Genomic DNA, 12,322 nt, shown 5'->3' with positions numbered 1-12,322 from the left:
TTAATTTATACTTTATTTTGTGATTGAACGTGCGTTATTTTTTAAGGTTGAAACTTTTGGTGTACTATTTTTCTCAATCCTTTCCATATATTCAGCGCACTTTAATAAGCCCTTAGCGACATGTTTCTCAACCGTACTTTCACTAAGGTGTAAATAGTTAGCTATTTCCTTTTGGCTGAAGCCGTACACTTTTTTTAATATAAATGTTTTGCGGACTACGTTAGATAATTGCTCTGTGGCTCGGCAAAATAATAAGAAACGTTCCTTACTCTCAAATTGTTCTTCAAATTTTAGCGAAGTTAATCTAATCAAAGCGTCAGCAGAATCATCTAATGAATCACTGTATTTATTATCCCACTTGTTTACGTGATTTAGCGCAAGATTTTTAGCTGTTTTAAGAATAAAACTACGAGCGTATTTTATTTCTTCTTTGAGATCGGCTTCATAAGTACGGATAAAGGTTTCTTGTATAATATCATCAATGTCATCAGGACTGGCGATTTTATTGATATAGCGCCTAATATTAGCCGTGTAATTAACAAACAGTGTAGTGAATTTACTATTCTGAGCCATTGTTGTTCTTGTTATTATTATTTTATTGTGAAAGTGAGTGTAGGGGGGGAAGCAAACAATTACAATGACATTAAATAAAATTTAGTTTGTCGATTAGGTGATGACAAACTTGTAACGCTTGTTGAGCAAGTCTGAGTTGCCCAGGTCATACAACATTATATAAATGAGTATGTCTTCTTGAAAGTCGCTATTAAAAAATCTATCGGTAAGTTAAATCAAAATCAATAATTGATAGATTACTCCTAGTTAGTGAAATGACTTATAAACAATTTAATAATCTGTTTACCCTTTTGCAAAAAATCGATTAAAGAGATATCAGCAAATTTTGATATTGAGTCTCATTATTTTCTGCTAAACAACATGTTTCAGACGTTTTAAATACTAAAAATAAAATATTTTGAATATTTATTAGCAGAGCGTTTAAATAATGGCATCTGTGTTGCTGACTTTTGTTTACCTAAAGGTTTCCTTGCTATTTTCCCCGATCGCCCAACTTAAGCTGGATTGAATATCCTGACATGGTCGAATCAATTAGACCAGACCAGCTGTTCCATAAATGTCCCTGCTAATATATGTAGCAACAATTGACTTCAATTCACGAGTTTCAATTAAACTGTGCCATTTAGTCTTTGTCTTCTCATTATAATAGTTTTATCAATTTGACTTGTATATGAAATCATTACATACGATTTGTCAGTTTATTTGATATAAGCCAGTAAATATGAGAACACCATAAATGAAGTAATTCAAACCGTCTGCGCAGCTAAAGCTTTAGAGACTTTGGAAGCTATAGAAAGACGTAACATTAGAGAACAACAAGAAGGCATTGAGTTGATTTCATTCCATTAGGCTATTATGCGGGAATTATAGAACTGATATTTAACCTTATAATCCATGAATATTATCCCTATTTATAAACACAGTGGTATTGATTTTTTATTGCAGCGAGGTGATTGAAGTAAGCCCGTTGTTTTTTGGCTTTAATCATGAAAATGAGTTAGAAGTTACTTCAGTTTAGGATGAGTGTCTTGTTAATTATCTTTGATTTTTTATTGCAGCGAGGTGATTGAAGTAAGCCCGTTTTTTTTTGGCTTTAATCATGAAAATGAGCTTCAAGTTACTTCAGTTTAAGATGAGTGTCTTGTTAATTGTTTTATCTGAACTGGGTAGCTCCTAGGAGCCAAAAAAATTATATGCTTAATGGCGGTGAGTAAATAACAAACAGATCAGCTGTAGATTATTATTTTATAAAACTTAAACGCGAGTATTTGTTGATCGTATATGAAATTTGGTCTGCTGAACGCAGAATTACCTTTAGACTAGTGGTAGAATTGCGGCTTAGGGTAAGTGTCATTTTTCTATATCTAGGTTTGTGCTGTAAATGAAATGTATATCTTCAAGTGTTTTTGGTCGCTTTATTGGTAAAGCAACCAAAATTAATATTACTGAGATCGGCTTATCTATTGATGTTGAAAACACTTTAAGTCAAATTAAATGGCATGAACTCATAACACCACCAATGTTTCATATCAGCTTTTTCGGGCATATAATGACATTGGAAACGGCAGATAAAAGTTATGCTTATAGTATGCTTGCCTTCAATGCTAAACGCGAACAGAAGAGTCAGTGTGAAAAACTCTGGGCGTTAGTCAACATTAAGCCCGTTGAGTCGTTATTAACGACCATCAAAAAAACTATCAGCACTCGCTATTTACGTCAGTCACATATTGATGTTATTCAGTCATTAGTTAATAAAGAACTTAAACGTTGGTCTCCTTGGATCAACACCAGCAAAACACTGCCTACGGTTGCTAAAAAGCTACAGCTGCTGTCGAATTACCATCGCTGGCAAGAGCAGGCAATAAACGATTGTCGTGAACGTTATATCAAGCAACAGCTTCAAGCCCATCAAGCTTTTTTTGATGGTGTCGAGTCTAATCCTTTAACAGTACGGCAACGGCGCGCCTGTATTATCGACAATGATAATAACTTGTTGTTAGCTGGCGCAGGAACAGGTAAAACCAGTGTGATGGTTGGCCGTGCCGGTTATTTACTTAACAGCCAACAAGCGCAGCATAGTGACATTTTATTATTAGCTTATGGCCGAAAAGCGGCTGATGAAATGGATATAAGAATAAAAGAAAAATTATCGACTGATAAAATTAGTGCAACGACCTTTCATCGTTTAGGTCTTAATATTATTGCTCAAGTTGAGGGCACAAAGCCTAGCTTATCGGTATTCGCCGAAGATGAAAAAGCAAAAGCTAAGTGGATCCAAACGTGTTTTGAAACCTTGATTAATGAGCAGGTCCAATACCGTCAACTTATCATAGAGTATTTCAGTAGATACTATTACGTTGAACGCAATGATTCTGATTTTGAAAGCCTAGGTGAGTATTACCAATATTTAAACGATAATGATATACGTAGTTTAAAAGGAGATAAGGTTAAAAGTTTTGGTGAGCTCTATATTGCCAATTGGTTATTTAACCACGGTATAGAATATCAGTATGAAGCTAGTTACGTTCATGAGGTAAAAACAAAAGAGCGCAGACAATACCAGCCCGACTTTTTTCTACCTGAGCTTAATGTTTATATTGAATATTACGGGGTAGATAAGAACGGGAATACAGCGTCTTATATCAATAAAAATGAATATCACTCATCTATTCAGTGGAAACGAGACACCCATAAGAAATTTAACACTCATTGTCTTGAATTTACCTATGCTCAGCATAAAAAAGGGCAGTTAATTAGCACCTTAGAATCATTTTTTAATACTCATCAAGTTAAATTTGAATTACTCCCTGATGAAGCAATACTCGAAAATTTAAAAGAAAGTGGACGGATAACAACACTTGCCCAAATGTTTTGCCAGCTAGTAGGACTTTATAAAGCCGCATGTTTAGACCATTCGTTAGAAAATAATGTCATCATCAATTCTTCTGATCCAAAGCAGACCACAAAAGCGTTAACCTTGCTCAAACCTATTTTAATCGCTTACGAAGAACAGTTAATATCTCGTGCTGAAATTGATTTTGAAGATATGATTAATAAAGCATTAGCGTATGTGCAAGCGGGTAAATTTAATTCGCCATGGCGCTACATCATGGTTGATGAATTTCAAGATATATCAGAGCCAAGAGCACGGTTAGTTAAAGCCTTACGTGATAATAATAAAGCCTGTTCAGTTTTTGCTGTTGGTGATGATTGGCAGGCAATTTATCGCTTTAGTGGCGCTGACATTAGCTTAACCACAGGGTTTGCTCAATATTTTGGTGTTACCACTCAATCAGCCTTAGACCAAACCTTTCGATTTAATAACCAAATAGGCAAGGTGGCAACAGACTTTATTAGCCAAAATCCTGCACAAATTAATAAAACAATAAAATCGTTGAAACAGGTTGAAGCACCTGCAGTTTCATTACTTAAACGAGAGAATGGCGCATTCAACTCTTCAAAAAAAGGTATTATTGATGAAATGGCCAATGGGGCAATTGATGATGTTTTAGCGGCTATTTCAACTAAAGCGTGTAAGCCGGTGAGTGTTTATTTATTAGCGCGTTTTTGGTTTCAATTGCCGGATAAAATAGATCTCAATCGATTAAATAATCAATACCCGCTATTAACCATTGAAGCTCAATCCTTTCATGGTTCTAAAGGAAAGGAAGCCGATTATGTTATTATTCTTGGACTCAAAAAGGGTGCTCATGGTTTCCCTTCAGAAAAAGTAACGCCAGCATTGCTCGACGCCTTACTCGCTAAAAAAGAAGCCTTTGCCTATGCAGAGGAACGACGACTATTTTATGTTGCTTTAACGAGGGCTAAAGATAGAGTTTATGTTATTGCCGATATGAGCGATTCAAGCTGTTTTGTTAAAGAGCTTGCGGACAGCCATAACATTGAACTTAATGAATTTGGCCACACAGCCAGCCAATCATTTATAGATGAGATCAACTGTTTAGTTTGTGAAACTGGCACCTTAAAGAAACGAACTGGGCGCTTTGGCGATTTTTACTCATGTTCACACTTTCCTCGCTGTGAGCATAAAGAGAAATCCTGTGCTAGCTGCCAAAGTCCAATGACGCGAAAACGTTATCCAGGTTTTAAGCTTTGTTTAAATGACGCATGTAAAAGTGTCATTCCAACCTGTGAAAAGTGTCATGCTGAAATGGTGTTGCGCTCAAGTAAAAATGGTGACTTTTGGGGGTGTAGAAACTATAAAGGTAATGAACCCATGAGCTGTAAAAATGGTCTCGATAACGCTAAAATAAAATGGCCAGAATGGGTCAGTTAAATAAAGTAAAATCGTTATGTTTACCTATAGCTTGAAGATATTTGACTATAAATTAGTCAATGGTTTTTTTACGATTAACTAATTAAATAATAAGGTTTCATAAGTAAAAGCAATAAGTTAAAGTTTAAGTACTACTATAATTAGTTGTTAATTCAAGGATGAGTAAATGCGTTTAAAAGGAAAGGTTGTTAAATGGAATACAGATAAAGCCTTTGGCTTTATTACCCCAAACGGAGGTGGAGACAATATTTTTATTCATAAAACAGCCTTATCAAATAGCAGTCGTACCCCACAAATTAACGATATCATTACCTTTTCAGTGACCAAAGATAAAGCCGGACGTTGTTGTGCAAGCGACGCTACTTTTTCGGGTGAAAAATTAAAGAAAAAGTCAGCTGAAAATACCAATAAATTCTCTGTTTATTTAGCCATTATATTTCTAATCACGATAATAGCTGTATATTTTTCGGGGCTATTCCCTAAAAGTTTATTATTGGGCTATTTAGGTCTTAATATTATCACTTTTTTCGCATACGCTTTTGATAAATCAGCAGCAAAACGGGGAGCATGGCGCACTCAAGAAAGTACCTTGCATCTTTTTTCACTCTTAGGTGGCTGGGCAGGTGCGGCAATAGCGCAACAACTGCTACGACATAAATCATCAAAAAAAGCATTCCAACATGTTTTCTGGGTTACCGTTATTATTAACATAGCTGCTTTAATTTGGCTGTATTCATCTTCAGGTGCGAAATATTTAGAATTACTTAGCTGAGTTATAGTTAGCCAAATACACCTAATTACCTTACAGTACAGATAATTAGAGACAACTAACTATAAATATAGCATTATAAAAAAGTTGTATTATGCATATTTTTTCATTTGATGATCTAATGCAGTATTCTTATAAGATGACAACTAATTAAAAGACAACAAGGATGAAACTGCACAGCAGGGCACATTAGGATGATGTAATTGGCACCACAATTTTATAACGACAATGCTAATGAATTAGCTCAGCAATACCTTTCAAAATCTTTCGAAGAGGTCCATCAAAGCTGGTCCGAATTTTTGCCGGGTATTATAAAAAATCCTCATGCGCGTATTCTCGATCTTGGTGCTGGTTCCGGTCGAGATGCTAAGTACATCGCTCAACTTGCTATACAAACACATCGCGATAAAAACAATACTCAAGTGTTTGCAGTTGAACCTGCAGATATGCTGGCAGAGCTTGGAGCGCGTCAAACATCGGGTCTCAAGGTAAAGTGGCTTACTGACTCATTGCCCGCATTAAGTATTATTACTAAACAAGAAGTCAGTTTTGATTTAATACTCCTCAGCGCAGTATGGATGCATATTCCAATAAGTGACCGTGCTCGCTCAATTCGCAAACTGGCTAATCTATTAAAACCAGGTGGAAAGCTGGTTATTTCGCTGCGTCACGGACAAACAGATGAAGAACGCCAAACACGTAAAATGCATAACGTTTGCGCGGATGAATTGAAGTCGTTAGCCGCTGGTGTTGGATTGTTCACGTTACTAGAAACCGCAAAAGAAGCAGATAAACTTGGAAGAAACCACGTTTCTTGGCAAACGGTAGTCTTGCAAATGCCAGACGATGGCACGGGCGCATTTCCATTTATTCGCCATGTAGCATTAAACGATGGTAAATCAGCCACCCACAAGCTTGCCTTGTTAAGAGTGTTATTGCGTATTGCCGACGGTCACGCTGGCGCTGTGCTACGGCGTGAGGGCGATCGCGTTATATTGCCCGTTGGCTTAATTGCTCTTTATTGGTGTCACCAATATAAAGACTTAATTGATACACATAAGATATTTCAAACACCCAATAAAAGTCCCAATATGGGCTTTATGAAAGCTAATGGCTGGCATAAATTAACGCATCGAACAGCTTCAGATTATTGTATTGGTAATTTATTTACCGGTGATGATGCCATAGCATTGCACAAAACAATTACATCCGCTGTTAGCAACATTAAAACAATGCCTTGTCGCTTTATTACTCAGCCCAATAGTCACCAACCTGTTTTTGAGGTTGCCAGTAAAACCGTCAAAGCTAAAGACAGTATATTTCTTGATTTACAAACACTAGCACAGTGGGGCGAGTTCTCATTGCCAGAAGCAACGTGGTTAGCATTTAATCGTTACGCTTGTTGGATTGAGCCTGTGCTCGTCAGTGAATGGGTAAAAACCATGGCAAGTTATGCGGGCAACAGTCATTATAAATCGCCTGAGAAGCAATATCATTTGCACCAAGCCCTAAACTGGTTAGAGCCTAAGCGGACAACAACTGAAGTACGTAATCGTTTTGATCAGCTCAAAGAAGTCTTACCAGCACAAGAGCAGATCCGATGTGTTTGGTCGCAAAAGTCATTAAAACAAAAATATGATATTGACCACAGTATGCCTTTTGCTCGTTGGCCTAATAACGACTTATGGAATTTGCTGCCAACTGACAGTAAAATTAACAACCAAAAAAGTGATCGACTCCCGACAGAGCAGAAACTCAAACAGGCAAAAGCAAGCATTCAACACTGGTGGCAAATTGCTTGGCTTGATGACACCAATATCTTAACTAATCAGTCAGCCTTCTTAAAAAGTGTAAAGCCTGCAGCGTTATTAAAGAATGAGCAGAGACAACGTTTCTTTGCTGAAGCTAACATAGCGTTACCTGGACTAAGCTCAGACAACTCATCGGTAGATGATTTATTTGAAGCTTTGATGATGCAGCGCGGCCGATTGAAAGAAATGCAGCAGTTGGCAGACTGGTAGTATTTAACGCTATTTTATCCCTAATTATTCATCATGAATTAGCATTATTTTAAAGGATCATTTATAAGGAAGTATTATGATCATAAAAGACAAAGTAAAAACAATTAGTTCAAGCGCAATAATCAATGCTGGCCAAAAACAAGAACTCGATGTGGCCTTTTATCTACGACGTGCCTTTAAGGATCATGAACAGGTTTTTGTATTTAACGATATCAAACTTAACCACAATAATGAAACAGCTCAAATAGATCACCTTATTATGCATACTTTTGGTTTTATTTTAATTGAATCTAAAAGTATTACTGGCGAACTAACGGTCAATAAGTATCAAGAATGGAGTCGAAGCTATAACGGTAAGTGGTATGGAATACCTTCACCAATTAAACAAGTCGAGTTGCAAAAAGATTTATTAAAGCAATTGCTTCAAGAGCACGATTCAGTATTACTCGATAAGATTTTCGGCCTAGAAACATTACAAAAAGGCTTTGGCGGGCGTCAATGGGAGCAACTTTGTGCGATCTCTAGTAATGCAATTATTAACCGAGCAGATGCACCAGATGAACTGGCAAAAAAACTGATCAAATCTGAGTTTATTGTCGATGCCGTTACCAAACTTATGAATCTTTCATCTTCAAAACCTAGTCCACTTACTTTTTTTAAAGCAGAGAAAAGACCTTGGTTTAATAGTGGTGAGGCTGCCAGGATTTGTGATTTTATTTTACAACGTAATAATTCAGAAAATAAAGTTGAGGGGGAAATCAACAACAAACCACTAGAAAATGTTGATGTTTTGCCAAGTAAACATGATGGTTCAGATCTTGAAAGTACTTGCTCTAACGAGCACACTGAATTGCAATTACAATGCAAACAATGTCATAAAAAAGATACTTTAGAGCCGATGTGGGGGAAGTTTGGCTACTTTGTAAAATGTAGTAGTTGTTCTGCAAACACACCAATGAAATCACCTTGTGTTATTTGTGCAAGTAAAAAAACTAAGGTAAATAAGAAAAAAGAACGGTATACCCTGACCTGTCCAGTTTGTGTAATGAGTACATCATTAATCTATACAGATTAAGCGACTACAATATACCTGTAGCAATCAGTTCATTACTTTAGTTTTATTAACCAATCGCCAATTTAGCCGTCTCATGCCATAAGTAAGCTGGCATGGGATGTTTAAGCTCCCAAGTAATATTCATCGGCTGGCTCCCTTCATACTTAACAAAATCGACAGGGCCAAAATTAACAAAACCCATAGTTCTGCCGTTCTCATCATTACCTTGCTCACGCACAAATAACAAGAAGGTTTTATTGTGCTCTTTTTGCGTTATATAACCTAAACCTCGACCTGAGCTTGGTCTGGCACTGTTTTGTGTTTGCCAATGAAATAGCGTTGGGCTAACCGCATAATCATGGTACATGGTGGTAGCAGAAAATTGTTTTTCACATTTATTTAAAGTCACAAACAACAATTGAGTGTTAGCTTCAGGAATATCTAAAACACCTTCTCGACTTGATGACTTTTTAGCGAAGGTACTATCACCAAAAGCGACCAGAATGTGTTCTTTTGGATAACGAACATGCATGTTCAGTGGTGATGAATCTACCCGCAAATTGTTAACTTTTGGCATGGTAAACTCGCTGACCTCGAGTCGATCAATAAGTATTAAAATAACTTCAGTTAGCTCGCTAAGCAGTATGGTGTTTTTCAGTGCAGTTAAGCTTTCGTCCAAGTTATTAAAGCCTGCTTGTTTTCCTGCTTTATTCCAAAAATCGTAATGACACATCAAAGCAAACTGCGGTAGATTATTTACTGTATTGCTATCAGCATTTATTACCGGCATAGTAAAGTTGTTATCGCAAAGTGTTTTAATAAAACGTAAATATGAGATTGACGAACAGTTGAGAAAACGATTATTAATAGCACGATAATAAGCAGCATAAAGGGCTTTGTTTTCTGGTGTTATTTGTGTGTTTTTACTAGCAGCAAGTAATACAGTCCAACCGCCCAAAGTCCCTATTTTAATCTTATAAATATCTTCTAGGGTAATGTCAGGATGAAACTGTAAAAAATTAGTCAGGGTTAACGGTAAGTCTGTCGCATGTGGAAAGTTAGTTATTAAGCTAATTAATTTGTTTTTATTTAAGGTTGCTTGACTCATGTTTTTCAAGATCATCGCTTGAGTTTTTTCTTGTAACTCAATACGGCAACCTAAAGGTAGGTGAGGGAAGCCTTGTTTAACTTCTTTTGATATCGCTTGATTAGTTTTACCCACTAAGGCTCTAAATTTATGAGAAAAGTCGTATTCTGGGCGCGAGTTACCAACAAAATCTAAAATAGTACAACATTCTTTATCCTTGGTTAAGCGTAGACCACGGCCTAGTTGCTGAAGGAATATTGTTAAACTTTCAGTTGGGCGTAAAAAGAGCAAAGTGTCTAATTCGGGGATATCGACACCTTCATTGAATATATCGACAACAAACAATACATTGATTTGTTTTGATCTGAGTTGTTGCTGTAAAATATCACGGTCTTTACTGTTATCGCTGGTTAACACACCACAAGCAATATTATGTAGTGTGAACTTTTTAGCCATAAAGATTGCATGTTCCTTACTGACACAAAATGCCAGTGCGCGCATTTGAGCTATATCTATAATAAGCTCGCTAAGGCTTTGTAAAATACGTAACACTCGTTGATCGTTATGGGTATAAAGGTGCGTTAATTCTGCAATATCATAACGACCTTTAGACCAAGGTATTCTTGTTAAGTCGGTATCATCGTCTATGCCAAAGTATTGAAAGGGCGATAGGTGACGTTGGTTTATCGCTTCTGGTAATCTAATTTCCGCAGCAATAACATGACAAAAATCGCTTAAAATGTCAGTACCATCATGTCGTTCCGGCGTAGCTGTTAAACCCAATAATATTTGAGGGCTAAAGTGCCTTAATACCGCACGGTAGCTGCTTGCTGATATATGATGAACTTCGTCAATAACGATATAATCAAAGTAATCTTCACTTAATGCTAAGGTATTAATTTGATTATTCAAACTTTGAATTGAGGCAAAGAGGTGTTGATACTTGTTGGGCTTGTTATTACCCACCCACAGCTCACCAAACGTGCTGTTTTTTAATACGCCACGGTATGCACCTAACGCTTGTTTGAGAATTTCTTCTCTGTGAGCAATAAACAAAAATTTTGCTTGAGGATTTTTATCATAGTAACGTGAAAAATCAAAAGCAGAAATGATCGTTTTCCCTGTACCTGTTGCTGCGACCACCAAGTTTCGATATCTGTTATGTAGCTCACGCTGAACCTGTAACTTTGCTAATATAGTTTCTTGGTGTGAATGAGGTTTGATATCAAAATAGAAATTAGCGTTGGGTGGATTAAATGTCCCTTTTGCTTCTTGCAGTGCGTTAGTTAACTTTTCACGACTTTCAATTTCTCCATCGAAGTCTTCAAAGTCAGGAGATTCCCAATAAGTTTCAAAGGTACTGAGTGATTTCTTAATAATATGTGGGATTTCTTGTGACGTTATTTTTAGGTTCCACTCTAAGCCACTGGTTAAAGCCGAATGAGATAAATTAGATGAGCCAATATAACCGGTATCAAAGCCGGTGTTTCGGATGAATAAATAAGATTTCGCGTGCAGGCGTTCGCGATTCGTATTGTAACTTAGCTTTACTTGGGTGTTGGGTAGAGATGCTAAAAACTCTACGGCTTTTGCATCGGTAGCCCCCATGTAAGAAGTTGTTATTATTTTTAGCTGTTTGCCGCTACGAGTAAAAGACTCTAACTCTTTTTTAAATATTCGAATTCCGGTCCATTTTATAAATGAAACGAGCCAATATATTTTATCAGAAGATTGGATCTCTCTTTTTATTTCAGTCTCTAACGATACGCCAACGTTGCTACCGCAAAATAATTCACTTTGCGTTAGTCCCGTTATCGGCATAATTGATTCAACATACTTAGGTAAATCAGCAGCAATAGGATTAGTTTTCTCAAATAGGGCGGTAAGAATTTTCCCTTGGCTATCGAGTAGATTTTCACTGATTAACTTATCATCTCGAATATGCTTACTAAGCCACTGAATAATAGTATTTGCTAGCCCTATTTGATCACTGACTCTAGCATCACCAGCGGGCACCGAATCTATAGCAACTTCGATAAGTCTCGTTAAAAAGCGAGATAACCAAGTTGCCGCTTCACCAGCCTCTAATAACCGCTCACCAACATGAAAGGTTTTACGATTTAAATTTTGTTCAACTAATTGAGTTATTAGCTGTTCATAGAGCCCAGTTTGATTCATTAAAATCCCTTTTAATTTAACACTTTATTAGTTCAAGGATATCTGAAAAGTGGTTAAAGAGGAATGACAAAATTTAGAGATTATTAAAAAAAGGAAGGGCACTTAGAGGACTTACTTACCGTCTCAATCTATATTTTAGTGTCAGGGTTAAAGATTCATACTAAGGAGGCGTTTAATACCCTTATGTTTTATCTTAAATAATCAAACAGGCCAAGAAAGTCATGCGCCATTATAAATAGTGTAGTGAAATACTGAAAAATATTCATCCCCCAGCTATTGTCAGCATCTTCTCTTCATCACAAAAAATGAGGTCAACAAACTTAATTACTACTTAACTAGGTTG

At 36.6% G+C, this 12,322-nt stretch carries 6 protein-coding genes; 4 read left to right on the top strand and 2 right to left on the bottom strand.

What is annotated here, in order from left to right:
- Positions 1-12: 12 nt before the first annotated feature.
- A complete protein-coding gene (locus ESZ26_RS02105) occupies positions 13-573 on the bottom strand; it encodes an RNA polymerase sigma factor (RefSeq protein ID WP_146797134.1) in 561 nt (186 codons plus the stop codon).
- A gap of 1,381 nt (positions 574-1,954) precedes the next feature.
- Here ESZ26_RS02105 and ESZ26_RS02100 point away from each other — a divergent pair.
- From ESZ26_RS02100 to ESZ26_RS02085, 4 genes are all read left to right on the top strand, one after another.
- Positions 1,955-4,870 carry a UvrD-helicase domain-containing protein gene (locus ESZ26_RS02100; protein WP_146797137.1) on the top strand — a complete coding sequence of 972 codons (2,916 nt, stop codon included), beginning with the start codon at positions 1,955-1,957 and terminating at the stop codon, positions 4,868-4,870.
- A gap of 166 nt (positions 4,871-5,036) precedes the next feature.
- Positions 5,037-5,642: a cold shock and DUF1294 domain-containing protein gene (locus ESZ26_RS02095; RefSeq protein ID WP_146797141.1), complete on the top strand. Its 606-nt coding sequence runs from the start codon at positions 5,037-5,039 to the stop codon at positions 5,640-5,642.
- Between the two features lie 200 nt (positions 5,643-5,842).
- Positions 5,843-7,660: a class I SAM-dependent methyltransferase gene (locus tag ESZ26_RS02090; protein ID WP_146797144.1), complete on the top strand. Its 1,818-nt coding sequence runs from the start codon at positions 5,843-5,845 to the stop codon at positions 7,658-7,660.
- A gap of 76 nt (positions 7,661-7,736) precedes the next feature.
- Positions 7,737-8,735 (top strand): nuclease-related domain-containing protein, encoded by a 999-nt coding sequence (locus ESZ26_RS02085; RefSeq protein WP_146797147.1) that lies wholly within the window; start codon positions 7,737-7,739, stop codon positions 8,733-8,735.
- 46 nt (positions 8,736-8,781) lie between these two features.
- On the opposite strand, the gene ESZ26_RS02080 is transcribed toward ESZ26_RS02085, so the two are convergent.
- A complete protein-coding gene (locus ESZ26_RS02080; protein ID WP_146797150.1) occupies positions 8,782-11,979 on the bottom strand; it encodes a DUF3427 domain-containing protein in 3,198 nt (1,065 codons plus the stop codon).
- Between the last annotated feature and the right edge of the window lie 343 nt (positions 11,980-12,322).

Source organism: Colwellia hornerae, assembly GCF_007954355.1.
In the GTDB taxonomy this organism is placed as follows: domain Bacteria; phylum Pseudomonadota; class Gammaproteobacteria; order Enterobacterales; family Alteromonadaceae; genus Colwellia_A; species Colwellia_A hornerae.
This window is presented reverse-complemented; position numbering and strand designations above follow the sequence as displayed.

Coding starts and splice junctions, on each gene's coding strand:
- ESZ26_RS02085 (WP_146797147.1), top strand. CDS start 7,737: ATGATCATAAAAGACAAAGTAAAAACAATTAGTTCAAGCGCAATAATC.
- ESZ26_RS02100 (WP_146797137.1), top strand. CDS start 1,955: ATGAAATGTATATCTTCAAGTGTTTTTGGTCGCTTTATTGGTAAAGCA.
- ESZ26_RS02080 (WP_146797150.1), bottom strand. CDS start 11,979: ATGAATCAAACTGGGCTCTATGAACAGCTAATAACTCAATTAGTTGAA.
- ESZ26_RS02105 (WP_146797134.1), bottom strand. CDS start 573: ATGGCTCAGAATAGTAAATTCACTACACTGTTTGTTAATTACACGGCT.
- ESZ26_RS02095 (WP_146797141.1), top strand. CDS start 5,037: ATGCGTTTAAAAGGAAAGGTTGTTAAATGGAATACAGATAAAGCCTTT.